26 protein-coding genes are annotated in these 25,757 nt (G+C 65.3%); 10 read left to right on the top strand and 16 right to left on the bottom strand.

The window, feature by feature from the left end; genetic code table 11:
- The first annotated feature begins 72 nt into the window (after positions 1–72).
- The 7 genes from AC097O_RS19890 (at position 73) to AC097O_RS19860 (ending at position 6,076) form a co-directional block, all read left to right on the top strand.
- Positions 73–981, top strand: coding sequence for a LysR family transcriptional regulator (locus AC097O_RS19890; protein WP_479594590.1), 909 nt, complete (start codon positions 73–75; stop codon positions 979–981).
- A gap of 45 nt (positions 982–1,026) precedes the next feature.
- Positions 1,027–1,977 carry a prolyl aminopeptidase gene (gene pip / locus AC097O_RS19885; protein WP_479594589.1) on the top strand — a complete coding sequence of 317 codons (951 nt, stop codon included), beginning with the start codon at positions 1,027–1,029 and terminating at the stop codon, positions 1,975–1,977.
- 48 nt (positions 1,978–2,025) lie between these two features.
- Positions 2,026–2,349: a TA system antitoxin ParD family protein gene (locus AC097O_RS19880; RefSeq protein WP_479594588.1), complete on the top strand. Its 324-nt coding sequence runs from the start codon at positions 2,026–2,028 to the stop codon at positions 2,347–2,349.
- Between the two features lie 14 nt (positions 2,350–2,363).
- Positions 2,364–2,981 (top strand): ATPase, encoded by a 618-nt coding sequence (locus AC097O_RS19875; protein ID WP_479594587.1) that lies wholly within the window; start codon positions 2,364–2,366, stop codon positions 2,979–2,981.
- 170 nt (positions 2,982–3,151) lie between these two features.
- Positions 3,152–5,422: a hypothetical protein gene (locus tag AC097O_RS19870; protein ID WP_479594586.1), complete on the top strand. Its 2,271-nt coding sequence runs from the start codon at positions 3,152–3,154 to the stop codon at positions 5,420–5,422.
- 2 nt (positions 5,423–5,424) lie between these two features.
- The gene (locus tag AC097O_RS19865) at positions 5,425–5,862 is read left to right on the top strand and encodes a DUF1360 domain-containing protein (RefSeq protein WP_479594585.1); all 438 of its coding nucleotides are present in this window, start codon (positions 5,425–5,427) and stop codon (positions 5,860–5,862) included.
- Positions 5,792–6,076: a hypothetical protein gene (locus AC097O_RS19860; protein ID WP_479594584.1), complete on the top strand. Its 285-nt coding sequence runs from the start codon at positions 5,792–5,794 to the stop codon at positions 6,074–6,076. The genes AC097O_RS19865 and AC097O_RS19860 overlap by 71 nt, the downstream gene beginning before the upstream one ends.
- 103 nt (positions 6,077–6,179) lie before the next feature.
- Here the strand turns inward: AC097O_RS19860 and hisF are convergent, their stop codons facing one another.
- The 8 genes from hisF to AC097O_RS19820 form a co-directional block, all read right to left on the bottom strand.
- Positions 6,180–6,959, bottom strand: a complete 780-nt coding sequence (gene hisF / locus AC097O_RS19855) for an imidazole glycerol phosphate synthase subunit HisF (protein ID WP_479594583.1) — start codon at positions 6,957–6,959, stop codon at positions 6,180–6,182.
- Between the two features lie 21 nt (positions 6,960–6,980).
- Positions 6,981–7,823 (bottom strand): D-hexose-6-phosphate mutarotase, encoded by an 843-nt coding sequence (locus tag AC097O_RS19850; protein ID WP_479594582.1) that lies wholly within the window; start codon positions 7,821–7,823, stop codon positions 6,981–6,983.
- Positions 7,816–8,559, bottom strand: a complete 744-nt coding sequence (hisA, locus tag AC097O_RS19845) for a 1-(5-phosphoribosyl)-5-[(5-phosphoribosylamino)methylideneamino]imidazole-4-carboxamide isomerase (protein WP_479594581.1) — start codon at positions 8,557–8,559, stop codon at positions 7,816–7,818. Before hisA ends, AC097O_RS19850 begins: the two co-directional genes overlap by 8 nt.
- Positions 8,560–8,589: 30 nt before the next feature.
- Entirely contained in the window at positions 8,590–9,252 is a 663-nt protein-coding gene (hisH, locus tag AC097O_RS19840; protein WP_315202605.1) for an imidazole glycerol phosphate synthase subunit HisH, read from the bottom strand.
- A 60-nt stretch (positions 9,253–9,312) separates the two neighbouring features.
- Positions 9,313–9,912: an imidazoleglycerol-phosphate dehydratase HisB gene (gene hisB / locus AC097O_RS19835; RefSeq protein WP_479594580.1), complete on the bottom strand. Its 600-nt coding sequence runs from the start codon at positions 9,910–9,912 to the stop codon at positions 9,313–9,315.
- The gene (gene hisC / locus AC097O_RS19830) at positions 9,909–10,973 is read right to left on the bottom strand and encodes a histidinol-phosphate transaminase (protein ID WP_479594579.1); all 1,065 of its coding nucleotides are present in this window, start codon (positions 10,971–10,973) and stop codon (positions 9,909–9,911) included. The genes hisB and hisC overlap by 4 nt, the downstream gene beginning before the upstream one ends.
- On the bottom strand, positions 10,970–11,938 hold the full coding sequence (locus AC097O_RS19825) for a bile acid:sodium symporter family protein (protein WP_479594578.1): 969 nt from the start codon (positions 11,936–11,938) through the stop codon (positions 10,970–10,972). The genes hisC and AC097O_RS19825 overlap by 4 nt, the downstream gene beginning before the upstream one ends.
- 65 nt (positions 11,939–12,003) lie before the next feature.
- On the bottom strand, positions 12,004–12,507 hold the full coding sequence (locus tag AC097O_RS19820) for an Lrp/AsnC family transcriptional regulator (protein ID WP_479594577.1): 504 nt from the start codon (positions 12,505–12,507) through the stop codon (positions 12,004–12,006).
- Between the two features lie 107 nt (positions 12,508–12,614).
- On the opposite strand from AC097O_RS19820, the gene AC097O_RS19815 reads away from it, so the two are divergent.
- Both AC097O_RS19815 and AC097O_RS19810 read left to right on the top strand, forming a co-directional pair.
- Positions 12,615–13,781: a M20 aminoacylase family protein gene (locus AC097O_RS19815; RefSeq protein ID WP_479594576.1), complete on the top strand. Its 1,167-nt coding sequence runs from the start codon at positions 12,615–12,617 to the stop codon at positions 13,779–13,781.
- A 21-nt stretch (positions 13,782–13,802) separates the two neighbouring features.
- Positions 13,803–15,014, top strand: coding sequence for a diaminopropionate ammonia-lyase (locus tag AC097O_RS19810; RefSeq protein WP_479594575.1), 1,212 nt, complete (start codon positions 13,803–13,805; stop codon positions 15,012–15,014).
- On the opposite strand, the gene AC097O_RS19805 is transcribed toward AC097O_RS19810, so the two are convergent.
- The gene (locus AC097O_RS19805) at positions 14,999–15,802 is read right to left on the bottom strand and encodes an NUDIX hydrolase (protein ID WP_479594574.1); all 804 of its coding nucleotides are present in this window, start codon (positions 15,800–15,802) and stop codon (positions 14,999–15,001) included. The genes AC097O_RS19810 and AC097O_RS19805 overlap by 16 nt on opposite strands.
- Positions 15,799–16,785, bottom strand: coding sequence for a quinone oxidoreductase family protein (locus tag AC097O_RS19800; RefSeq protein WP_479594573.1), 987 nt, complete (start codon positions 16,783–16,785; stop codon positions 15,799–15,801). Before AC097O_RS19800 ends, AC097O_RS19805 begins: the two co-directional genes overlap by 4 nt.
- Before the next feature lie 64 nt (positions 16,786–16,849).
- Here AC097O_RS19800 and AC097O_RS19795 point away from each other — a divergent pair, with 64 nt between their 5' ends.
- Complete coding sequence (locus AC097O_RS19795; RefSeq protein WP_479594572.1) at positions 16,850–17,749, top strand: DMT family transporter; 900 nt, start codon at positions 16,850–16,852, stop codon at positions 17,747–17,749.
- Between the two features lie 59 nt (positions 17,750–17,808).
- Here the strand turns inward: AC097O_RS19795 and AC097O_RS19790 are convergent, their stop codons facing one another.
- From AC097O_RS19790 to AC097O_RS19765, 6 genes are read right to left on the bottom strand one after another with little or no spacing between them, the layout of a single operon-like run.
- Complete coding sequence (locus AC097O_RS19790; protein WP_479594571.1) at positions 17,809–18,774, bottom strand: polysaccharide deacetylase family protein; 966 nt, start codon at positions 18,772–18,774, stop codon at positions 17,809–17,811.
- Positions 18,767–20,098 carry a putative O-glycosylation ligase, exosortase A system-associated gene (locus tag AC097O_RS19785; protein WP_479589190.1) on the bottom strand — a complete coding sequence of 444 codons (1,332 nt, stop codon included), beginning with the start codon at positions 20,096–20,098 and terminating at the stop codon, positions 18,767–18,769. The genes AC097O_RS19790 and AC097O_RS19785 overlap by 8 nt, the downstream gene beginning before the upstream one ends.
- Before the next feature lie 20 nt (positions 20,099–20,118).
- Positions 20,119–21,459, bottom strand: coding sequence for a phenylacetate--CoA ligase family protein (locus AC097O_RS19780; protein WP_479594570.1), 1,341 nt, complete (start codon positions 21,457–21,459; stop codon positions 20,119–20,121).
- Positions 21,460–21,513: 54 nt separating this feature from the next.
- On the bottom strand, positions 21,514–22,596 hold the full coding sequence (locus AC097O_RS19775; protein ID WP_479594569.1) for a glycosyltransferase family 4 protein: 1,083 nt from the start codon (positions 22,594–22,596) through the stop codon (positions 21,514–21,516).
- A complete protein-coding gene (locus AC097O_RS19770; RefSeq protein WP_479594568.1) occupies positions 22,596–23,810 on the bottom strand; it encodes a TIGR04063 family PEP-CTERM/XrtA system glycosyltransferase in 1,215 nt (404 codons plus the stop codon). Before AC097O_RS19770 ends, AC097O_RS19775 begins: the two co-directional genes overlap by 1 nt.
- Complete coding sequence (locus AC097O_RS19765; RefSeq protein WP_479594567.1) at positions 23,807–25,741, bottom strand: XrtA/PEP-CTERM system amidotransferase; 1,935 nt, start codon at positions 25,739–25,741, stop codon at positions 23,807–23,809. Before AC097O_RS19765 ends, AC097O_RS19770 begins: the two co-directional genes overlap by 4 nt.
- Positions 25,742–25,757: the final 16 nt, after the last annotated feature.

The following is a 25,757-nucleotide window of genomic DNA, read 5'->3' as shown; positions in this document are numbered from 1 at the left end:
GCGCCGCGTTTTGGGGAGATGTTGATTTCAGGCCCGTGATAACCTGCCGTTATCGCAACCCAGGGGTCCACCATGAAGCTCGCCACCCTGCGCGCCCTGATCGCCACCATCGACGAAGGCAGCCTGCGCAGCGCCGCCCGCCGCCTGCAACTGTCGCAACCGGCCATGACCAAGATGGTCCGTGAACTGGAGCTGGAGCTGTCCACCACCCTGCTGGTGCGCACCTCCAAGGGCGTGGTGCCCACCGCCCAGGGCAAGGCCCTGTACGCCCGGGCGCTCACGGTGTGCAAGGAGCTGGGCACGGCGGTGGACGAGATCAGCCAGCTCGGCGGCCAGATGGTGGGCACGCTGCACATTGGCGCGGTGCCGCTGGCGGTGATGCTGCTGATCCCCGAAACCCTGCGCACCTTTGGCCGCGAGTTTCCCGACATCCAGCTGCGCGTGAGCGAAGAGCTCTACCAGGCCCAGATGCAACGCCTGCGCGCCGGGCATGTAGACATTGCGGTCAGCGGCATCCCCACGGGGCTGTCGTCGGGTGAATTCATTGTGGAGCCGCTACTGCAAACCAGCATGGTGGTGGTGGTGCGCCGGGGTAGCCCGCGGGCGCAGGCCACCTCGCTGAACGCACTGGCCACGGCCAAGTGGGTGTACACCGGCGCGTCCAACGACACCGGCTACGCCAAGCTGCTGTTCGAACACCACGGCCTGCAGGCACCGCCGGTGGGCGCGGTGGTCAACTCCACCCTGGCACTGCTGTCGCTGGTGGCCAGCGGCGATTTTGTGGGCCTGATGCCGCAGCAAATCGCCACCCACCCCATGGCCGCAGCGTTTCTGTCGGTGGTGCCGGTGGCCGAGGGCGGCCTGCCGCTCACCGTGGGTGCCATCGTGCGCAGCGACGCGGTGGTGTCTCCGGCCATCCGCCACTGCATTGCCCACCTGCACCGGGCTGCGCACCAAATTTCAAGCAAAATAAGCCTCTAGCGCCCATTCCATAAGCGCAAGCAGCTATTAAAACAGGAGTAACCCATGCCCCAGCCTTACCCGCCCATTGAGCCCTACCGCACCGGCACCCTGGCAGTGGACGATATCCACACCCTGTACTGGGAAGAATGCGGCAACCCCGAGGGCGTGCCGGTGCTGTTTTTGCACGGCGGGCCGGGCGCGGGCCTGTCGCCCAAGCACCGGCAGTTTTTTGACCCCGCCCACTACCGCATCGTGCTGTTCGACCAGCGTGGCGCGGGCCAATCCACCCCGCTGGGCGAGGTCCGCAACAACACCACGCAACTGCTGGTGCAAGACATCGAGCAACTGCGCCAGATGCTGGGCATTGCGCAGTGGCTGGTGTTTGGCGGCTCCTGGGGGTCCACCCTGGCGCTGGCGTATGGGCAAACCCACCCCGAGCGCTGCACCGGCTTTGTGCTGCGCGGCATCTTCCTGTGCACGCCGTCTGAGATCGACTGGTTCCTGAACGGCATCCGGCACTTCTTTCCCCAGGAGCATGCGGCGTTTGCGGCCCACATCCCCGAGGCCGAGCGCGGCGACCTGCTGGCGGCCTACGTGCAGCGCCTGTTCAGCGACGACCCCACCGAGAACCTGGCCGCCGCCCGCACCTGGAGCCGCTACGAGGGCAGTTGCCTGCACCTGCTGCCGCGCCCCGAGGTGGCCGAGCAATTTGGTGCCGACGCGGTGGCGCTGGGCGTGGGGCGGCTGGAAGCGCACTACATGCGCAACGGTGCGTTTTTTACCGACAACCAGCTCATCTGCAACGTAGACCGCATCCGCCACCTGCCCGCCGTCATCATCCAGGGCCGCTACGACGCGGTGTGCCCGCCCTGCTCGGCCTGGGCGCTGCACCAGGCCTGGCCGGAAGCATCGTTCCAGGTGGTGGAAGATGCAGGCCACGCCGCGTTTGAGCCTGGCATTGCCAGTGCGCTGGTGGCGGCGACGGAGCGGTTCAAGCGGGGTGAAGCCCTGTAAACACTTTGGCGCAATATGGCGCAAAATGCGCCAAATAGGAGATCCACCATGTCTACCGCCTTCGCGTCAGTCAAACTCCCCGCCACGCTGGTGCAGCAAGCCCGCGAGGCCGCCCAGCCACTGCGCCGCTCGGTGGCGGGCCAGATCGAATACTGGGCCACCCTGGGCCGTGTGGCCGAACATTCCGGCCTGACCGTGCAAGAGGCGCGCACCGCGATCGAAGGCTATGAGGCGGCGGCCCGCAAGGCGCGGCAGGCCCATACGGTGGCAGAGCTCACTAGCCGTTTGCTGGCAGCCGACACCAGCGGCTCGCTGGCGCAGCGGGTACGCGAAGTAGTGGCAGAGAACCGCGCACTGTCCCAGGAATCCTAGTTCTTCCACCGGCCATGCAGCCCGTTTTCCACCTGCTGGCCGGGCCCAACGGTGCGGGAAAATCCACGCTGTACCGGGCGCTGGTACGCGACGGCATCGTTGGCGCAGACCTGCCCTTCATCAACGCCGATATTTTTGAACGCGACCAACTACAACACATCAGTGACCCCCAAGAGCGCTCACTCGCCGCCCGCGAATGGGCCGATACCCGCCGCGCAAGCGCGCTGGAGGCCGGTATCTCCTTTGCCAGCGAAACCGTTTTCTCGCACGCATCCAAGCTGGCGTTGATAGAAGAGGCCGTGGCGTACGGCTACGTGGTAGCGCTGTATGTGGTGGCCCTGGACGACCCCCAACGCCTGTTGGCCCGTGTGCGCGGCAGGGTTGCCGAGGGCGGCCATGCCGTGCCGCCCGAGCGGGTTTTGGCCCGCTACCCGCGTACGCTGGAAAACTTGTGCCAGGCAGTTCGCCTCGCCACCGTGGCTTATCTTTTCGAGGCGCGGGATGTCGAGGAAGGTGGACCCCAATTGGTAGCGCTTTGCGAAGGTGAGCTGGTCAAGGCGCTGGTGGAGCCGCTGCCGCGCTGGGCCCAACAAGTGCTGACCCCACCAACCCATAACCCTGGCACACCGTAAAAAATTTCGAGCCCAATAGGCCGCCTGCGCCTATGGAATAAGCACAAGCAGCTACTAAAAACAGAGCAATCACCCCGCTGCTGCGTTTATCCCCAAATTGGTGGACACGGTTTTTGGCCTGGCTCCTATATTGAATCCAGCCCATAAAGGGTCCAATACAGGAGACCACCATGCCCGCTAACTCCACCCACGATGCTGCGTTGCGCGATACCGACCCGAACGATCCGAGCCCGGACAACCCCGAGTTCCAGCAGGTGCTGGAGGCCCTGGTGGGTGTCTACCGGCCCATCCTGGAAGAGGACCTGCAGCGCGCCAACGACCTGCAGGCCCTGGCCAAAGAGGCCAGCCAGCAAGAGCCCGACTGCGAGGCCGAGATCGCCATGGCGCAGCGCCTGTTCAGCCGTTTTGCCGATGAAAAAACCACCCTGGCCCTGCTGCCTGCGCAGGCCCGCGAACTGCTGGGCCCTACCGACAACTGGCGCTGGTGCCTGCTGCACATCCGCTGCTGCATCATCTTTGGCTGGCTGCTATGCCGCCGCCCGCGCAGCTTCCGGCTGTCGGCCTACTACCTGTACCGTTACTGGCTGTGCGTGCGCGAGGTGCTGGGCACACCGGTCACGCCCGGCAGGCTCAGCGCCACCGAGCGCAAGGACCTGGACACGCTGATCGCTGCCCTGGCCAAGGCCTACCGGCCCTACCTGTCGGACCAGCTGGCCACGGTGGACTTCACCGCAGGCCTGCCCGAGGCGATTGACGGCGGCCAGGTGGATTGCCAGGAGGGCGAGGAAGAAGCCGCCGCCGTGTTCGAGCGGCTGCTGACGGTGGACACCGCCCAGGCCCTGCTGGGGGCCGCCGCGTTCAAGGAGCACAGCGCCCAGCCCTGGTTCTGGTTCTGCCGCTGCTGGTGCCTGTGCGCCATCCGCTTTGGCTGCTGCCTGGCCCGTGCCCGCAGCCTGGTGGATGTAGCCCGCTGCGCGCGCAGCTACTGGCGCTGCCTGCGCGAATGTTTCCGCCCGCTGCAATGCGCCCTGACCGGGCCAGACGGCTGCGTGGCCGAAGAGGTCAACGCCTTGATTCCGGCCATGGTGGTGCCCATCACCGGCACGGCGGCAGGCCTGGGCTTTAGCCACTACGTGCTGGAATGGTCGCTGAACGGCGCGGTCTGGCATGCGGCCAACTTCGTCTACCCACCCGTGCCTCCGGGCAACACGGTGCAGGGCAGCAGCCCGGTGGTGGGCGGTCTGCTGGGCTACCTCAACACCACCTTGCTGAACGCGGGCACCTACTTTGTGCGGGTCACGGTGTTGGGCTCCAACCAGTCCACCATCCCCTGCCAGACGGTGTTTTCGGTGTTCAAAAAGGACGTGCGCATCCTCGGCATCGGCGGCAGCACCGCGCTGGACGCACCCTGGACCGACCCGGGCGCGCGCCTCATCGACAACCTGCCTGCGCTGTGTGGCCGCCCGGCGGGCACCTTCGAGGCCTCGTTTGGCACCTGCCTGGCGGTACTGGGCGCAGCCAGCATCGGCGGCTGCGACGACAGCCTGAAGATCAAGCGCTATACGCTGGACTACAAGGCCGGGTTCGAGCCCGACTGCACCACGCCGGGCTGGAGCAACTTCTGGTCGGTGGAGTTCAGCACGGCGGCGCAGTACCGGGCCATCAACATGCGCACCGACACCTCGGTGCTCACCGCCTACTGGACGGCCGATTGCCTGGTGCCGGTGCCCTTCCCACCCTGGTGCCTGTTGAACGACCCGCAGGCGCTGCTGTCGCCCTCGGGCTGGTCCAGCAACATCGGCGGCTGCCAGCTCAGCGGCCTCTACACCATCCGCCTGCTGGTGGAAGACACGCTGGGCGGCACCTACTGCGATACCCAGCGCGTCTGGCTGGACAACAAGCCGCTGAGTGCGCTGATCCGCATCGATGCCGTGCCGCAGTGCGCCGACCTGTTCGTCAGCCAGTTCGCCCAGCCACCAGACTGCAGCGTGCCGTGGAGCCTGCCGGTGTCGGGCATTGCCTACGACGAGTACATCGACGAGTTCTTGCCGCTGACCCGGCCGAACGACAACTTCGACTACTACGTGGTGTCGGTCACCAAGCAGGGCGGCTCGGGCATCAGCATCCCGGTGCCCGGCCCCGGCGGTGCCTGCTACCACGGCACCAGCCGGGTCGGCGACCCCGGCACCCGCTGCGGCGTGCCCACCGTGCCGCAGGTGATCGGCCTGTTGGCGATGTTTGACCTGCGCGCCATCGACCCGGCATGCAAAGCCTTCTTGCCCTACTTTGTGCCCGACGACTTTGCCACGCCGCGCGGTGCCTGCTGTGTCTACACCTTCAGCCTGACGGTGTACGACCGCACCGGGCGCCCCTGTGGCGTGAACTATGCGCAGGCCTCGTGGCCGGTGAAGATCTGCAACGACCTGCCCACCCCCAACTGAGCATGGACGCGCCCTGGTTTACCGCCGTGCTGGGCGCGCTGGCCACCTGGCGGCTGGCGCACCTGCTGGCGCATGAAGACGGCCCCTGGGATGCCGTGCTGCGCCTGCGCACCGCGGCGGGCCAGGGGGTGTGGGGCCAGATGCTGGACTGTTTTTACTGCCTGAGCCTGTGGGTGGCCGCGCCGGTGGCCCTGGCTGTGGCCCGCGACCCTGTGGAATGGCTGCTGGCCTGGCTGGGCCTGTCGGGCGCGGCCTGCCTGCTGGAACGGCTAGGGCCTGCCGCCCCGCCACCGGTTCTTGACCTGGAAGGAGATGATGATGAGCTGCTGCGGACAGAAACGCGAGGCGCTGGCGACGGCCCGCCTGGCGATGCCTCCGACCACACCCACGTTCCCACCGAACCACGCACCGACACCGGCCCGGTTCGCCTCGTTCGCTAAGCCACCGGCCCCGGCGACGGTATCGGTACCGAACGCAGCGCCGGTCGGCCTGGGCAGCCTGCGCCTGCGCTACCTGGCCCGCTCGGCGGTGCAGGTGCGCGGACCCAGCACGGGCCGCCTATACCCGTTTTCTGCCACCCAACCGGTGCAGCGGGTGGCCCGTGCCGACAGCGAAGCGCTGTTGCGCAGCGGGCACTTTCGCCTGGAAGCCTGAAGCCGGGTGGTCCGCACCAGAAGCCTGGAGATCACCCACCCCCGTCGCTATGTAATTTATAGCTTGTCACGCCCATGGAATGGGCGCGAAGGGTCGATTTGGCTTAAATCCGCACCGGAATACCGCGCTCAGCCATCCGCGCCTTGGCCTGGGCTACGGTGTATTCGCCGTAGTGGAAGATGCTGGCGGCCAGCACCGCGTCGGCACCGCCCAGGCTCACGCCGTCGGCCAGGTGGTCGAGGTTGCCGACACCGCCAGAGGCGATGACCGGCACGCTGATGGCGTCACTCACGGCGCGGGTCAGGGCCAGATCGAAGCCGGACTTGGTGCCATCGCGGTCCATGCTGGTGAGCAGGATTTCGCCCGCGCCGCGGCGCGCCATTTCGGTGGCCCAGGCGACGGCATCCAGGCCGGTGTTCTTGCGGCCACCGTGGCTGTACACGTCCCAGCCGGGGCCACGGGTGGCTGCGTCTTCCACACTGCGGCGCTTGGCATCGATGGCCACCACAATGGCCTGCGCGCCGTACTTGGCGGACGCGGCTTCGATCACATCGGGATTGCTGATGGCGGCAGAGTTGAAGCTGACCTTGTCGGCCCCCGAATTGAGCAGCCGCCGCACGTCTTCCACGGTGCGCACGCCGCCGCCCACGGTCAGCGGGATGAAAACCTGCGAGGCCACGGCTTCGATGATGTGCAGGATCAGGTCGCGGCCATCGCTGGTGGCGGTGATGTCGAGGAAGGTGAGCTCGTCCGCACCCTGGTCGTTGTAGCGCGCGGCGATTTCCACCGGGTCGCCCGCGTCGCGCAGTTCGACAAAGTTGATGCCTTTGACAACCCGGCCTCCGGTCACGTCCAGGCAGGGAATGATGCGTTTGGCCAGCATGGCAATGTCCAGAAAATGAGATTAGTCGGGGGTCACGACGATGAGGCGCTGCCAGCCGGTCCACTCGGCACCTGCGGCCAGGGTCACGGGCGTGTTGACGTGCGCGGCTTCCACGCAGACCATGTGCTTGAAGCCATCAAACGGCATGTCGGCTATTGCCGCGCATTTGGTCGGGCCGGGGTTCCACACCACGGTTTGGGCCAGCTCCGGGCTCTGGTCTATGCGCAGTTGCACGGGGCCATCCACCAGGGTCAGCGGCTCGGCGGCGGCTTGGTAGACGCGGTCGACCTCGCCTTCAAAAATCACCACATCGGTTTCCAGCCGGTCGGTCTGGGCCACGTCGTCCCAGTAGGGCTGACCGGCCAGGCCGCGCAGGTCCAGGCCGGGCAGATCCTGCACGCGCAGGTAGGTGTGCAGGGCCAGGGCGAAGTCCAGCGGCTGCTCGCCGGTGTTGTGTACGGTAAAGCCCAGCTCCAGCGCGCCCGGCGCCAGGTCGATGCGCAGGGTGGCGCTGAAGGCGTGGGGCCAGAGGGCCAGCGTGGCGGGGCTGCTGTGCAGTTGCAGCTCCAGCCAATCTTCGCCACCCGCCGATGCCGTCCAGGCCGACGTGCGCGCAAAGCCGTGCTTGGGCAAGGGGCCGCGCATGTTGAACTGCGGAAAGCACACCGGCACACCACCGCGGATGGCGGTGGCGCCGTCAAATACCGCTTCAGGGCTCAGGTACAGCCGCTCCACCCCGCCGCTGGTCCACGACAGCACGTGTGCGCCGTGCAGCGCCACCAGCACCGAGTCGCCATTGGCGTGGTGCAGGCGCAGGCAGGGTTGGTTCTGGAAGACTTCGGGGCGGGCCTGCAACTCAGACATCGCCGTAGTTGTCGGCGAGCACCTGGGCCGAGGTGAAATCCAGGTCGCCGGTGTAGATGGCACGGCCACAGATCACGCCTTCGATGCCTTCGTCTTCCACCTCCAGCAGGCGCTCGATGTCGGCGATATTGCTCAGGCCGCCCGAGGCAATGACGGGGGTGTGCAGGGCCTGGGCCAGCTTGACGGTGGCTTCGATGTTGATGCCCGAGAGCATGCCGTCGCGGCCGATGTCGGTGTAGATAAAGGATTCCACGCCGTAGTCCTGGAACTTCTTGGCCAGATCGACCACCTCGTGGCCGGTGAGCTTGCTCCAGCCGTCGGTGGCGACCTTGCCGTCCTTGGCATCCAGGCCGACGATGATGTGGCCGCCGAACGCGGTGCATGCGTCCTGCAAAAAGCCGGGGTTCTTGACCGCTGCGGTGCCGATGATGACGTAGCGCAGGCCCGCGTCGAGGTAGCGCTCGATGGTGTCCAGGTCGCGGATACCGCCGCCCAGCTGCACGTCGATCTCGCCGCCCACCTCTTTGAGGATCTTGCGGATGGCCATTTCGTTCTTGGGCTTGCCCGCAAACGCGCCGTTCAGGTCCACCAGATGCAGCCGCCGCGCACCCTTGTCCACCCAGCTACGGGCCATGGCGGCGGGATCCTCGCCAAAGGTGGTGGATTGGTCCATGTCGCCTTGTTTGAGGCGTACGCAGTGGCCGTCTTTCAGATCGATCGCAGGAATGAGAAGCATGGTGCCGTGAACAGCGGGTTGGTAAAAGAATTAAGGAGACCAGTGGAGGAAGTTGCGGTACAGGGCCAGGCCATGTTCGGCGCTCTTCTCTGGGTGGAATTGTGTCGCAAAAATATTATCACGTGCAATGGCTGCGCTAAACGCTGCGCCGTACTCCGTCAAGCCCGCGCTGTGGCGTGCATCCGACGGATCGGCGTAAAAGCTGTGCACGAAGTAGAAGTAGCTGTTGTCGGGCACCTCACCCCACACCGGGTGGCGCTGGCCGCCGTGGACTTGCTGGCGCACCTGGTTCCAGCCCATTTGCGGCACCTTGAAGCGGCTGCCGTCGGCCTGCAGGCGGCCTGCGAGGTCGAAACGGCGCACGGTGCCGGGGATCAGGCCCAGGCCGGGGGTGTCTTGCTCTTCGCTGTGGTCCAGCAGCATTTGCATGCCCACGCACACGCCCATCAGCGGCTTGTTGCGGGCGGCATCCAGCACGGCTTCTTTCAGGCCCGAGTCATGCAGCTCGCGCATGCAGTCGCGCATGGCCCCCTGGCCGGGTAGCACCACGCGCTCGGCAGCGAACACGTCTTCGGGGCGGGAGGTGACCACCACCTGGTAGCCACTGGCAGCGGCCACATGCATCACGGCTTGCGATACAGAGAACAGATTGCCCATGCCGTAGTCCACCACGGCGACGGTTTTATTTGCTATCAATTTGATTGCTGCTTGTGCAGGAGGAATGAGCGGTAGGGCCCGATTTTACTTAAAACTTTACAAAGAGCCTTTTGTCGATGGAATCATGCCCACCGAGCGCGGGTCCAGCTCCAGCGCGGACCGCAGGGCGCGGGCGAAGGCCTTGAACACGGTCTCGGCCTGGTGGTGGGCGTTCACGCCCTTCAGGTTGTCGATGTGCAGGGTCACAAACGCGTGGTTGGCAAAGCCCTGGAAGAACTCAAAAGTGAGCTGGCTGTCGAAGCCGCCGATCATGCCGCTGGTGAAGGGCACGTGCATTTCCAGGCCGGGGCGGCCCGAGAAGTCGATCACCACGCGGCTCAGCGCCTCGTCCAGCGGCACATAGGCGTGGCCATAGCGGCGGATGCCTTTCTTGTCGCCCACGGCCTTGTGCACCGCCTGGCCCAGGGTGATGCCCACGTCTTCCACGGTGTGGTGGCCGTCGATGTGCAGGTCGCCCACGCAGTGGATGTCCAGGTCGATCAGGCCGTGGCGGGCGATCTGGTCCAGCATGTGGTCGAAAAAGCCGATGCCGGTGTGCAGCGTGGACTTGCCGGTGCCGTCCAGGTTGAGCTTGACGGTGATTTGGGTTTCGGCCGTGTTGCGGCTGACTTCGGCGGTGCGTTGGATCGTGGTCATAAGGTGTGTTGGAAGGCGGCCAGCATGCGCAAATTCTCTTCGGCGGTGCCGATGGTGATGCGCACGCAATTGAGCAGCAAGGGGTGCATTTTAGAAACGTTCTTGACCAGCACGCCCTGGGCCTTCATGCCCTCGAAAGTTTTACTGGCATCGGGCACCCGCACCAGCAGCATATTCGCATCGCTAGGCCAGACTTTCACGCCCGGCAAAACTCCCAGTGCTGCGGAAATGATAGTGCGCTGTGCGCGTATTTCCTGGGCCTGGGCCGCAAACTCCTCTAAATGCGCCAAGGCGAACAGCGCACACTCGCAGTTCAGCACGCTGACGTTGTAGGGCGGGCGCACCTTGTCGATCTCGGCCACCAGCGCCTGCGGGCCGATTAAATAGCCCAGTCGCACACCCGCCAGGCCGAACTTGCTCAGCGTGCGCATCAGCAGCACGTGGGGGTGGCGCGTCAATCTGTCGAGGTAAGTTTTGCTGGAAAACGGCTGGTAGGCCTCGTCGATCACCACCAGGCCTGGGGCGGCTTCGATGATCTGCTCGATGGCGGCGTCATCCCACAGGTTGGCGGTGGGATTGTTCGGGTAGGCCAGGTAGACGATGGCGGGCTGGTGCTGCTCAATGGCAGCCAGCATGGCGGGTGTGTCCAGCTCGAAATCGGCGGTGAGCGGCACGCCTACAAAGTCCAGGCCCAGCAACTGCGCCGCCATGCCGTACATCACAAAGCCCGGCACCGGGGCCAGCACGGTGGCACCGGGGCGGCGGCAGGCGATGGCCAGCAGGTTGATGATTTCGTCCGAGCCATTGCCCAGAATCAGGCCGTAGCCCGCAGGCAGGCCGGTGTGGGCCGCCAACACCTGGCGCAAAAAGTCCACCCGGTTGTCGGGGTAGCGGTTTAAGGCCACTTCGCCCAGGCGCTGGCCCAGCGCGGCCTGCAGGGCGGGCGGCAGCCGGTGCGGGTTCTCCATGGCGTCCAGCTTGACCATGCCGGTGGCATCCTGCACCACGTAGGAGTGCATGGCGCGTACATCGGGGCGGAGGGTGTCTAAAGGGTTTCTCATGGGGCTCTTTTGGCATAGCGCTGCGCCAATACCGCGCAGACCATCAACTGGATTTGGTGGAAGATCATCAGCGGCAGCAGCATCACGCCCACTACCGGCGCGGCAAACAACACCTTGGCCATGGGCACGCCGCTTGCCAGGCTCTTTTTGGAGCCGCAAAAGACGATGGTGATCTGGTCTTCTTGCGAAAAGCCGAGCAGGCGGCCCAGCCGGGTGGTCAACACCAGCACCAGGGCCAGCAGCACGCAACTGGCCACCACCACGCCCAGCAGAATCGGCAGCGGCACCTGCTTCCACAGGCCCTCCATCACCGCCGCGCTGAACGCGGTGTAGACCACCAGCAGGATCGAGCCCTGGTCCACATATTTGAGCTTGGCCGCGTGCGTTTTCACAAAGCCGCCGACCCAGGGCTGCAGCAACTGGCCCAGCACAAACGGCAGCATCAGCTGCAGCATGATGCGGCCCACCGCCTCTAGCTCGCCCGCGCCCGACACGCCGCCCGGCACCACCAGCCAACCCACCAGCAGCGGTGTGATGAACACCCCGATCAGGCTGGACGCCGAGGCGCTGCACACGGCAGCCGACACATTGCCGCGCGCCATGGCGGTAAACGCAATCGCCGACTGCACCGTGGCGGGCAAGGTGCACAAAAACAGCATGCCCAACGCCAGATCGGGCGTGAGCATGAAACTGAAGACCGGCTTGAGCAGCAGCCCCAGCACCGGAAACAGCGCAAACGTGCAGCCCAGCACCAGCAGATGCAGCCGCCAGTGGCTGACACCGGCCACCACCGCCGCCCGCGACAGTTTGGCCCCGTGCAAAAAGAACAGCAGCGCAATCGCCGCCGTGGTGAGCCACTCAAACCCCTGCGCCACCATGCCCTGGGCAGGCCACAGGCTGGCCAGGGTGATCACGGCAATCAGGAGCAGGGTGAAGTCGTCGGGGAGGAAGCGGGGGCGGGTCATGGGGCAAAGAGGGGTTTGCTATTTTTACGATAGCTGCTTGCGCTGATGGAATGGGCGGTAGGCCCTTATTTTACGTTTGGATCCGAGGCGGCGCCGAGTACCGGCACATCGGCACCGTCCTTGTGCACGCTCATCACCACGCTGGTGGTGAAGCGGCGCACGAAGCGGTTGCCGAAAAACAGCCGCTGCGTCAGCGCCTCGAAATCCTGCATGTCACGCACCAGCAGAAACAGCACGAAGTCGGACGCGCCGGTGACGTAGTAGCTTTGCTGCACCCGCGGCTCGGCGGCCAGCAGCGCGCGGAACTGCGCCAACACGTCGGCCTGCTCCACGTCCAGCTCCACACCAACGATGCAGCGCATGCCAAAGCCCAGCTTTTCGGGCGAGAGCTGGCAGGTCTGGCGCAGGATGACCTTGTCGGCCAGCAGCCGCTTGGTGCGCCGCTGCACGCTGGTGGCAGACAGGCCAATCTCTGCACCCAGCACCTCGGCGGGCGTGGTGGCATCGCGCTGCAGCGCGTCCAGGATGCGCAAGTCTTTGTCGTCGAATGGATGATCAAATTTCTGCATGTTTTCTAAATTTTCGCAGAACTGCTGCAAATTGTGGCCCCACTACGCAGCCCACCGGCACGGGCTTTCTGAATAATTTGCACCATATTCAGCCACCCGGAGCCCCCATGCCACCCACCGAAGACCTGCCGCTGCAACTGCGCCACTGGCGCCGCCATTTGCACGCCATCCCCGAAACCGGCTTTGAAGAACGCCAGACCTCCGACTACGTGGCCCAGGTGCTGGGTGCGCTGGGCCTGGAGGTGCACCGGGGCATTGGCGGCACTGGCCTGGTGGCGAACCTCACCGTGGGCGATGGCCCCGGCGTGATCGGCCTGCGCGCCGAGATGGATGCGCTGAACATCACCGAGGCGGCGGTGGGCCGCGCGCACGCCTCCACCGTGCCCGGAAAAATGCACGCCTGCGGCCACGACGGCCACATGTCCATGGTGCTGGGTGCGGCGCAATTGCTGCGCGAGCGGCGGGACTTCAACGGCACGGTGCGTTTCATCTTCCAGCCCGCCGAAGAGCATGGCCGGGGTGCCAAGGCGATGATGGACGACGGCTTGTTCCAGCGCTTCCCGGTGGACGAAATCTACGGCCTGCACAACATGCCGGGCATGGCAGCGGGCCACATCGCCACCCGCAGCGGCGGCATCATGGCCAGCGAAGACAACTTCGTTATCCACATCCGGGGCCGGGGCACGCACGCCGCCCGGCCCCACATGGGCATAGACCCCATCGTCATCGGGGCCGAGATCGTGCTGGCGTTGCAAACCATTGTGTCGCGCAGCCTGGACCCGAGCGCCCAGGCCGTGCTGTCGTGCACCGAATTCATTACCGACGGCATCCGCAACGCCATCCCCGGCAACGTCACCATCAAGGGCGACACGCGCAGCTACGACCCCCAGGTACAGCAAATGCTGGCGCGGCGCATGCGCGAGATCTGCGAGGGCATTTGCCGCCTGCACGGGGCCGAGTGCAGTTTTGAATACACCCATGAATTCGCCCCCACGGTGAACTGGCCGCAGTGCGTGCCCACCGCCGTGGCCGCCGCCACCGCGGTAGTGGGTGCGGAGCGGGTGGATGCCAACGTGGCACCGATGATGATCTCGGAAGACTTTGGTGCTTTTTTGAAGGTGGTGCCGGGCGCGTTCGTGTTCCTCGGGAACGGGGCCGGTGGTGCAGAAGGGGGTACGCCGCTGCACAACGCCCACTACGACTTCAACGATGCCGTGCTGCCCACCGGTGCCTGCTACTTTGCCGAAATCATCCGCCTGCGCCTGCCGCGCTAACCCACCACCGAAAAACATCCCATGCTGATCCCCAACCCCCAAGCCCTGCGCGGCCCCTACCCCGCCGATCTGCGTGCGGTGATGCACATCGCCCAGGCACAAGACACCCGGTCGTGGTTGCAGCGCTGGTCACAACTGGCACCCCAGCCCACGCCGCTGTGGAGCCTGCCCGGCCTGGCGCGGCAACTGCAACTGGGCGGCCTGTCCATCAAGGACGAATCGAAGCGCTCGCCACTGGGTAGCTTCAAGGCCCTGGGCGCGCCCGCCGCGCTGGTGCGGCTGGTGCTGCGCCAGCACCCCGGCTGGCACGCCGACGCGGTGCTGCAAGGCCAGCATGCTGAAGGCTTGGCCGGGCTGGTGGTCATCAGCGCCACCGACGGCAACCATGGCCGGGCACTGGCCGCCGCCGCCCGCAGCGCGGGCCTGCGTTGCGTCATCGTCTTGCACAGCCAGGTGAGCGGTGAGCGCGAGCAGGCCATTGCCGCCTTCGGGGCCGAGATCGTGCGCGTGCCGGGCAACTACGACGCGTCGGTAGCCCACGCCGCCGCGCTGGCGCAGCGCCACGGCTGGCAGGTGGTGTCGGACACCTCGTATGCTGGATATGAAGACATTCCACGCGATGTGATGCAGGGCTATGGGGTCATCGCCGACGAGCTGATGCAGCAGCAGGAGCAGCCTTTCACGCACGTGCTGTTGCAAGGCGGCGTGGGCGGGCTGGCGGCGGGCATCGCGGCGTATTTCTGGGAGCGCTACGGCAGCCAACGGCCCTGCTTCATCGTGGTCGAGCCCGAACAGGCCGACTGCCTGCTGCAAAGCGCGGTGCACGGCAAGGCATCCAGCGCACGGGGCAGCGTGGACTCGGTGATGGCCGGGCTGGCCTGCGGCGAAACCTCGCCCCTGGCCTGGCGCTTTCTGGCCCCGTCGGTGGATGCCTTCCTGGCCATCCGCGATGACCAGGCGGTGGATGCCATGCAGGTGCTGGCCCAGGGTGGCGCAGGCGACGTGCCCATCGTCAGCGGCGAATCGGGGGCCGCGGGCTTTGCAGGCCTGCAAGCTTTGGCGCAATCCCCCGCGTGGCGGCAGCAACTGGGCCTGGATGCGCAGTCCCGCGTGCTGTGCATCAACACCGAAGGGGCCACCGCACCGGCCCTCTACCAGGCCCTGTGCGGCCAGCCCGCCGACGCGGTGCTGCAGGCGCAACAGGCCTGGCTGCAACGCTACAGCGCCAAATAGTCCGCCAATATCAGCGCCGCATCGTCGGTGAACGCGCCCTGCTCCAATTGCTGCGCCAATTCCGACGGCTCCAGCAAGGCAAAGCCTTGCACCTCGCCGTCCTGGTTCTGCGGCTCCAGGCCTGCTGGCACGGTGCAGGCATACCAGTGGATGTGCTCCACCACATAGCCCGCGCCGCCGCTGTCGGTGCTGGGGCGGCGGGTGGTCAACAGACCGCCGGGGCGCAGGGCCTGCAGCGCGGGCAGGCGCAGACCGGCTTCTTCCCAGGTTTCGCGCTCCAGGGCGGTGTCCAGATTGTCGGCGGCAGACACCATGCCGCCCACCAGGGTGTCCCACAGGCCGGGGTCGTTGGGTTTGTTGAAGGCGCGCTGCTGTACCCAGACGCGGCCATCCGGCGCAGCCCCCACCAGGTGCACGGCGCGGGTGGTGAGCCCGAAGGCGCGAACGACGGCCCGCTCTACGGTGGCGACCACCTGGCCGTCGGCACCGGCCACGGCCAGTTGCTCGTCGCGCCAGGTGGCGGCCAAGCCTGCGTCGCGCAGGGCCAGCGCCAGGTGCGCCAGGTTGTTGGTGGCGTCGCCCTGCAGTTGCCAGCCTGCCAAGCCGTTCTGCTCTACTTTCAAGAGCACCCTGTGCAGGTAGGGTAAGCGCAGGCGGTCGATTTTTTGTATAAATTCCAGCTCCACCGAGCCGACCTGCACCGGGCCCACCCACAGCGGCGCACGGGGGCACCGCGGCGGCTGGTCGGCATCGGCGCGCAACTGCGCCAACCAAGGCGGCACGCTCATAGCGTGAGGATGGTGCAACCGGTGGTTTTGCGGGCTTCCAGGTCGCGGTGGGCCTGTTGCACGTCGGCCAGGGCATAGCGTTGGCCAATGTGGATCTGCACCTGGCCGCTGGCCACCACGGCAAACAGGTCGTCGGCCATGGCCTGGGTACTTTCGCGGGTGGTGATGTGGCTGAACAGGGTGGCGCGCGTAAGGTACAGCGAGCCCTTGGGGCCGAGGATGCCGGGGGCAAAAGGTGCGACCGGGCCGGACGCATTGCCAAACGCTGCCATCAGGCCGAACGGGCGCAGGCAGTCCAGCGACTTGTCAAAAGTGTCTTTGCCCACCGAGTCGTAGACCACCTTGACACCCTGGCCGCCGGTGATTTCCTTGACCCGTGCGACAAAGTCTTCTGCTGCGTAATTGATAGCGTATGCCGCCCCATTGGCGAGCGCCAGGGCACATTTTTCCTCAGAACCTGCAGTGCCAATCAATTGCAAACCCAAAGCCTTGGCCCACTGGCTGGCGATCAGGCCCACGCCCCCGGCCGCGGCGTGGAACAGCACAAAGTCGCCGGGCTGCAAGCCGCCCTGGGGCAGGGTTTTCTTCAGCAGGTACTGCGCCGTCAGGCCCTTGAGCATCATGGCCGCGCCGGTGTCGAAGCTGATGGCATCGGGCAGCTTGCACACGCACAGGGCGGGCATCACGCGGCGCTCGCAGTAGCTGCCGGGGGGCGCGCTGGCGTAGGCGGCGCGGTCGCCCACTTGCAGGTGGGTCACGCCCTCGCCCACCGCCTCGACCACTCCGGCGGCCTCCATGCCCAGCTGCACCGGCAGGTTCTGCGGGTACAGGCCGCTGCGCTGGTACACGTCGATGAAGTTCAGGCCAATGGCGTGGTGGCGGATGCGGATCTGGCCCGGGCCGGGTTCGCCCACGTCCACCTCGGTGAGGGTCAGCACTTCGGGGCCACCGTGCTGGTGGATCTGGATGGCTTGGCTGCGCATGGGGAATTCTCCGAAAAATGGTTCGCCCGCATCCTGCCATGAAAGCCCAGGTAAAGTGCGCGGCATGCAAGAACGCCTTACTTTTCGGACTGCCCTGCTCCTGGCCTTTGGCCCGCTGATGTGGGCGGGCAATGCAGTGGTGGGCCGGGTGGTGCACACCCTGGTGCCGCCCATCACCCTGAACTTTCTGCGCTGGACGCTGGCGTTTGCGATTCTGCTGCCCTTGGGCGGCTGGGTTTTGAAGCGCGGCAGCGGGCTGTGGCCGCACTGGCGGCGGTTTGCGTTACTGGGGCTGCTGGGTGTGGGCCTATACAACGCGCTGCAGTACATGGCGCTGCAGACCTCCAGCCCGATCAACGTGACCCTGGTAGGGGCCAGCCTGCCGATGTGCATGCTGGTAGTGGGCGCGCTGTTTTTTGGGGCGCGCGTATCGCGCCAGCAGGTGCTGGGCGCGCTGCTGTCACTGGCCGGGGTGTTGCTAGTGCTGGGCCGGGGCGAGTGGCAGCAACTGCTGGCGCTGCGCCTGGTGCCGGGCGACATCTTCATGCTGCTGGCGACGGTGGCGTTTGCGTTTTACAGCTGGCTGCTGACGCTGCCCAAAGACCCACCCGCCATCCGCGCCGACTGGGCGGCATTTTTGCTGGCGCAAATTACCTTTGGCCTGCTGTGGTCGGGCAGCATGACGGCGGTGGAGTGGAGCCTGGGCGCAGCCCCCATCCAGTGGAGCTGGACGCTGATAGCTGCCCTGGTGTTTGTGGCCGTGGGCCCCGCGGTGCTGGCCTACCGTGCCTGGGGGGCCGGCATGCAGCGTGTGGGGCCGAACGTGGCCGGGGTATTCATCAACCTGACCCCGCTGTTTGCCACGGTGATGTCCACCGCCTTTCTGGGCGAATGGCCGCACCTGTACCACGGGCTGGCGTTTGGGCTGATTGTGGGCGGGATTCTGGTGTCGGCGCGGCGCTGACGCTACATATTCCGTAGCTGCTCACGCTTATTGAATAAGCGGTGGCGGGCTAAAAGGTATCAGGTTTTCCAGAGGTTGCCCGCAAAGCGCGCGCCAAAGCGCAGTTTGCTGCGGTCCCACGGCGTGAAGCGCGGGATCTGGAACACGTCCGTGCCCGCACGTGACGCGCCCCAGGTGGTGGACACGGCAGCATCAAAGCCCAGGTCGCGCACGATTTGCACGCTCTCGGGCGAGTAGTCGGTGCCGGGCTTGCCGTTGGGGTAGGCAAACAGGCCGACACGCTCGCCCAGCAGCTGCTCCAGGCGCAGACGGCTCTCGGCGATCTCGGCCCGCGCGGTTTCGGCGCTGAGGGTGGCCAGAATGGGGTGGGTGCGGGTGTGGGCCCCGATCTGCATGCCCGCCTGGCGCAGTTCGCGCACCTGCGTTGACGTCATCATCAGGTCGGTGGGCGGCTGCACCTCGGCGCAGTCGGCGATCTGCAGCGTTAGCGCGTGGCGCTGGGCCACGGGCAGGTATTTGATCTGGCCGATGATGGCACCGATGGCGCTGCGCTTGTCGGCGGGGCTGGCAATGGTGTGCAGGCCCAGGTCGCCGCTTCCGTCTGGCTTGGCGATGCTGCGCAGGTCCAGCTGGGCCGCACGGCAGCCGCGCACCGATTCGATCACGGTGTCGTTCCACATACGGCCGCCGTCCAGGAAATCGGTGGCGATGAAGAAGGTGGCGCAGAGGCCGTGGCGCGCCAGGATGGGCTGGGCCTGGGTGCGGTTGTCGGCGTATCCGTCGTCAAAGGTGATGGCCACGGCCCGTTCGGGCAGGGTGCCGTTTTGCAGCTGCCGGGCGGCCTGGTCCAGCGGCAGCACATTGCACCAGGATTTCATCCAGCTGCAAATGGCATCGAAGGTGGTGGCATCCACCTCGCCGGGAAAGATGGGGTCGGGCTCAGGCAGCACACGGTGGAAGATGAGCACCGACAGGCGGCCCCGCGCACCTGCGGGCGACAGGGGCTTGAGCAGGGTTTTAAACATAGCGTTTGACCGGCTTGGCAGGCAGGGGTATCACAGGGCGGGCCAGGCCCGGGATGTTTTTCCAGCCGGGCACATAGGCCGGTTCGCGCAGCCAGCCTTTGGTTTGCACCCACACGCGGGTCAACACCACCATCACCATGACGTTGTAGGGCAGATCGAAGTACGCCAGGCTAAGGAAGGCCCCGCCGACGGCATAGCCCATCAGACAGACCTGGCACATCGCCCCCAGGTCGACGCACCACGCCGCCTCGGGGATGTTGCCGCAGCGGGTGCGCAGCCAGCCCGCCGAACGCCAGGTGGCAATCCACAGGGTCAAGAACAGAAACAGGCCGACAAACCCGTGGTTGCCCAGGACCTGGAAGTAAATACTGTGCGCCGCGTGGACCTTCTCAGGTGTCGGCGAGTACAAGGCAAACAGCTCGGGGCGGGCGGCGTTAAAACCCACTCCAAGCGGATAGTGAAATGCGATGTTCCAGGCATTCCACCAAGCGGAAATGCGGCCCATGGAGGATTCGTCCTCCTGGTATTCGCCAATCGACTCCATGCGACCCATCCAGGCATCGGGCATGAAGGCCACCAGCAGCGGCACCGCCAGAAACAGCACCAGGCCCACGGTCAGCTTGTTCTTGCCGTTCCACCACAGAAACGCCACCATGGCCCCCATCGCCAGCATTGCGCCGCGCGAATAGCTGCCCAGCGATGCCACCGCGCACATCAGCATGGTGACGCTCATGGCGTGGCGGCCCCAGCGGTTGGTGAGCTGCAGCTGCAAAAAGCGCAGCAAGGGAATGGCCATCACCAGCGACAGCGCAAACTCGTTGTTGTCTTCGATGAACGAGCCCGGCGGGCCCCAGACCCGGAAGTTGCCACCGGTCATCAGGGTAAACAGGCCGCCCTTGGCACCCAGCATGGCCAGAGAACCGGCCGACATCCAGGTCAGGGCCAGGATGTGCTTCTTGTTATGCAGCAGCATCAGGGCGACCAGGACCATGGCATCCACCTTCATGACCTTGTTCCATTGCCAGTAGTCATCCCCCGGATCGATCCCGAACAAGGTCGACAGGGAAATCCACACCATGAACATCGCAAACACGGTGACCGCCGTCCCCTTGAAGGGAGAGCTGCGCTCTTTGGTCGTCAGCAAGCCAATGATGGTGGCCCCGAAGGCAATCGCGGCGACCGGCGCGTTGTAGGCAAAACCGAAGGCATAGCGGTGGGGGTTCATGATGCTCAGCCAGACCCAGAGCATGACGCCGATCCAGGGCCGCTTCAGTGCGGCAAAGGCACCCGCAAACACGATCGACATGATCAAAAGGTCACGCATGGGAGGGGCTACCTGGTTGGTTAAACAGCATGGCTGATGATGTAGCGAAATTTACCCGACTTCTCGGCGGCAATCGACTCCACCAGTTCCACCTCGACCGCTACGCTGGCCCCCAGGCGGCGCTGGAAACCGGCAATGATCTGGCCCACCATGGGCGGCTCGAAGCCGGGGCCTGTGACCAGCAACACGCGGGTTTTCTCGCGCGACTCCTGCACCACCTTGAACGACTGCACCCCGGCCAGGTCGCGCAGGATGTAGATCAGAGACAGGCCGTGCATGACCGTGCCGTCGGCAGCGATCACAAAGTCGGTGCTGCGGCCCTGGATTTCTTTCAGCACCGGCAGGCCCCGGCCACAGCTGCACGGTGCACTATCGAGTACACCAATGTCACCGGTGCGATAGCGGATGAACGGAAAGTCGTTGGTCGCCAGGTGGGTGACCACGATCTCACCCGCCACGCCGGGTGGCTGCACCTCGCCCGCTTCGTTGACGATCTCCACCACCAGGTCGTCGGCGGTGATGTGCATGCTGCCCGCCGGGCATTCGTGGGCAATAAAGCCCGCGTCGCGCCCGCCATAGCCGTTGGCCACTGGGCAGCCAAACGCCTGGCTGATGGTGGCGCGCTGGTTGTCGTACAGACGCTCGGAGGTGACGAAGGCCACCTTGATGCCCAGGTCGTCCATGGCCACGCCGCGTTTTTGCGCATGCTGGGCAATGTGCGTCAGTGCAGAGGGGTAGCCAAACAGCATCTTGGGGCGGGTGCTGCGGATGGTGGCGATGAAGCCGTCGAGCTTGCCCTCGGACATCTCGAACGCGGGCAGCAGCTGGGTGCGCAGCATCTGGTCGCGCAGGTGTTTGATGCGGTCTTGCCCACCGAGCTCGATGGGCGAGCCCCAGACCACGATTTCCGGGTCGCCAATGTCCACGCCCCACCAGCGGGTGGCCCGCCATTTGGCCGCCACGTCATGGCTGACGCGCTTTTTGCCGATGAAGAACACCAGCGGTTCGCCCGAGGAGCCGCCGGTATTGAACCGGGCCAGGCCCTGGGCGTGGGCATGGCGCAACGCGTCGGTGTTCGCTTTGATGACGGATTTGGTGAGGAACGGCAGGCGGGCCAGGTCAGCCACCGACTGCACCTGCGCGGGGTCGAAGCCGGTGCGCGCAAACAGGTCCCGGTAGTACGGCACGTGCTGGCCCACATCGGCCAGCAAGGCGCGCAGCTGCTGCAACTGGTAGGCCGCAATCTGCGCCGGGGGCCACCACTGGGCGGTTTCCATGTGGCGGCGCGTGGCCACCGTGCTGTGGCTCTTGAGCCGCTCGTGCAGCGGAAATAGCAAACCGGAGACTAAAGAGGTGTACATGTCAATACTACAAAATGTATAGCTGCTTACGCCGATGGAATAAGCGGTAGAGGGCTATTTTGCTTGAATCGCCTGCCGGTAGTGCCCGGCCAGCAAGGGTGCCACCTGGCTCCAGGTGTAGCGTTGCACCTCGGCCAGACCCGCCTGCTGCAGGCGCGCCCACAAGCCTGCATCGCCCAGCAGCCGCAGGCAGGCCGCCGCCATGGCCTCTGGTTTGGCCGGTGGCACCAGCAAGGCCGTCACGCCGTCTTGCACCATGTAGGGTACGCCGCCCACATCGGTACTGACCACGGGTACGCCGCTGGCCATGGACTCAAGTACCGAGTTGGGCATGTTGTCGGCCAGGCTGGGATTAAGCATGATATCGGCCTCGCGGTACAGCGCGGCCATGGCATCGCGGTCCAGCCGCCCGGTGAAATGCACACAGGTCTGCAAGCCCAGATCCACCACCAATTGGCGCAGTGCGGCCTCTTGCGGGCCGCTGCCCGCGATGGTCAGCCGCGCCTGGGGCCATTGCGCCTGCACCGTCTGGAAGGCGCGGATGGCGGTGGTGTTGTCGTACAGCGGCTCCAGGTTGCGGGCCACCACCAGGTGCGCCGATTGCGCGGCCTTGCCGCCACGCGGATGGAAACGGGCCAGGTCGATGATGTTGGGCACGATGGCCGCCTGCATGCCGAAGCGGGCAAACACCTCCTGCAGAAAAGCCGACGGCACCAGCAAACCGGCGGTGGCGGCCATGGATTTGCGCACCACAGCCTGCGCACCTTGCAGGAATTGCGCGGCCTCGCCGCCCCGGTAGTTGACCACCACGGGCACGCCGCGCAGGCGCGCAATCCAGATGGCGGGCGCAGCAAACAGATGCCAGGACCAGCCCGAGTTGGCCATGATGTGCAGCACATCGCTGCGGCCTGCAGCACGCCATAGCGCCCAAAGGTAAGGCAACAAACGAAACACCGCCCGCACGCCCGGCACGCGCCCGGCCCACAGGGGGCGGTACGGCGCATTGGTTTGTACCAGGGTGACCTGGGCCTGGGCAGAACGCAGCAGCTCGGCCAGTTGCCGGGTCTGGTTGGCCATGCCGCCCGCAGGCGGTGGCAAGGGGCCGACCAGGCCGACCCGGATACCGGCAAACGCCATCAGGCCACGCTGCCCGTCAAGCTGCTGTAGGGGCGACGGTAATGGGCGATGCTGGCTGTCCAATTGCGTTCGGATTCGACGAACTTACGGCCTGCTGCACGCAGTTGGGGCCAACGCTCGGGGGTGGCCAGCAAATCCACAATCGCCTGGGCCAGCGCAGGCGCACTGCCTGCCTTGAACAGCATGCCGGTTTCGCCGTGGCGGATGAGTTCCTTGTGGCCGCCCACGTCGGACGCTACCAGCACCCGGCCTTGCGCCATGGCTTCCAGGGGTTTGAGGGGTGTGACCAGCTCGGTCAGGCGCATGGAATGGCGCGGGTAGGCCAGCACGTCCACCAGGTCGTAATAGCGCTGCACTTCGGCATGCGGCACGCGGCCGGTGAAGATGACTTTGTCCTGGATACCCAGGGCCAAAGCCTGGGCTTTGAGGGCATCGTCTTGCGGGCCACCGCCCACCAGCAGCAACCGCACCTGTGGTTCCTTGGCCAAAATCTGGGGCAAGGCGGCCAACAGCAGATCCAGGCCTTCATAGGCGTAGAACGAACCAATGAAACCCACCACCTTGCAGTCGGTCAGGCCCAGGCGGGCTTTCAGCGCCATATCGGGCACACCGCCCACGTCGAACGAGTCGACATCTACCGCGTTGGGAATCACCGTGACCTTGGACTCGGGGATGCCCCGCGCCACGATGTCTGAGCGCAGGCCTTCGCAGATGGTGAAGATGTGGCTGGCCAGCTTGAAGGCCCGGGTTTCCAGGCGGCGCGTGAGCCGGTAGCGCAGGCTGCCCTCGGCGGTGGTGCCGTGGTCTACCGCCGCATCTTCCCAAAACGCCCGCACCTCGTACACCACGGGGATGCCCAGGCGCTTGCCCACCCGCAGGGCGGGCATGGCGTTGAGCACCGGGGAATGGGCGTGCAGGATGTCGGGGCGCACCTGTTCGGCCACTTCCTGCAGCCGCCGCTCCACCTGGCGCATCATGGCCCATTCACCCAGCCCGGGTAGCGCACTGCCCTCCCCTGCCGCCGCGGGTGTGCGGTAGAAATGCCAGCCATCTACATCCTCTTCCAGCGCATTGCCGTGGGTGTGTTTGGGGGTGGTGAGGTGGAAGGTTTCCCAACCCAGCTTGCGCTGTTCACGCAGGATGGACAGGGTGCGAAAGGTGTAACCACTGTGCAGGGGAATGGAATGGTCCAGCACATGCAAGATGCGCGTCATACCGCCACAGCCTCCGCAGGTGTGGGCATGTGCACTTCGGGCTGCATCACGTTGCGCAAAAATGCCTCGAACATCAGCAGGGTCCACAAGGGCGCGCTGTAGTCGCGGGCACCCGAATCATGCGCGTCCACCAGATGCTCCAGGTACTGGCGGTTGAACCAGCCGGTTTCCGCGAGGCGCGGGCCCAGCACCGCATCGCGCACGCGCTGGCGCAAGGGGCCGCGGAACCAGCGTGCCAAGGGTACCGAGAAGCCCATTTTGGGGCGGTACAAAATATCGTGCGGCAAGCGCGGCTCCATGGATTTCTTGAGCAAATACTTGCCTTCTTGGCCCTGGATCTTGAGCGAGGACGGCAAAGTCGCCATCCACTCGACCAGCTCGTGGTCCATCAGGGGTTCGCGCACCTCCAGCGAATGGGCCATGCTGGCGCGGTCTACTTTGGTGTTGATGTCGCCGACCAAGTAGGTTTTCAGGTCCAGGTATTGGATCAGGGCCAAGGGGTCGTCGGTATGGGCCTGGCTGGCGTGGTAATCGAATACCTCTTGGGCGTTGTATCCGGCCAGCTCGGTTTTAAAGCGCGGGCTGAACAACTGGTCGCGCATGGGGCCACGCAAGATCGACACCGAATGGAAATAAGCTTCCACCGAGCTACGGGCCATGCCCTCGAACGTGGTTTTGGCGCGGAACATGCGAGGTGCCCAGTCAGCCTTGGGGTAGATGCGGCCCAGGGTCTTGAACAAGGGCTGGCGTAGCGCCGCTGGCATAGAGGAGCGCATCTTCTCCTCCATCAAATGCATGCGGTAGCGGCGATAGCCACCAAATGTCTCGTCACCACCGTCACCCGATAACGCCACCGTGACATGCTTTCGCGCCAACTCGCACACCCGGTAGGTGGGAATGGCTGAGCTGTCGGCATAAGGCTCGTCGTACAAACGGGCCAGGGTGTCGATCAGATCAAAGTCGTCGCTCTTGACCATCTCCACATGGTGGTTGGTGTGGTAGCGGTCGGCCACGGTTTGGGCAAAGGCGGCCTCGTTGAAAGCCGGGTCGTCGAAAGCGATGGAGCAGGTGTTGACCGGCTCATTTGATATCTCAGCCATCTCGGCGACCACCGCGCTGGAGTCCACGCCGCCCGACAAAAATGCACCGAGTGGTACTTCGGCAATCATGCGCAGCCGCACCGACTCCTTTAGCTTTTCATCCAATGTCGCACATGCCTCATCCGCGCCGATCTTGCTGTCCAGCGTAAAGCGCACATCCCAGTACTGCTCTGGCTCCGGCAACTGCTGGCCTCGGCGGATGGTGAGGGTGTGCGCCGGAGACAACTTCTTAGCCTGCCGGAAAATCGTGCGCGGTTCGGCCACATAGCCCAGCGCGAAATACTCCTCCACCGCCAGCGGATCCATGTCGCGCTTCAGGCCACCATGGGCCAAGAGCGATTTCAGCTCCGAGCCAAAGACCAGCATACCGTCATCCAGCACCGCGTAGTACATGGGCTTGACGGCCAAGCGGTCACGCGCCATGAAGAAGGTTTGTTGGTTACGGTCCCATAACGCAAAAGCAAACATGCCACGGAAGCGCTGGACGCAGTCCTTGCCCCAGGCTTCCCACGCATGGACGATCACCTCGGTGTCGCTGCGGGTGTGGAAAACATGCCCAAGGGCTTGCAGCTCCGGGATCAGCTGCTGGTAGTTGTAAATTTCACCGTTGAACACCACCACCACCGAACCGTCTTCATTGAACAGCGGCTGCTGACCGGTCGCCAGGTCAATGATAGAAAGGCGACGGTGCCCGAAACCTACGCCAGGCTCCAGGTACAGACCACCTTCCACAGGACCGCGATGGCGTTGGGACTCGTTCATGCGGTGCAATACAGCGCGGTCAATATCGCGCCCGCTGCGGGTATCAAAAATGCCGACAATTCCACACATGGTATTTATCTGTTGG

This window comes from Rhodoferax sp. LS1P39, assembly GCF_056521425.1.
Note: the sequence above shows the minus strand (reverse complement) of the source record. Positions and strands in the feature narration are given on the sequence as shown.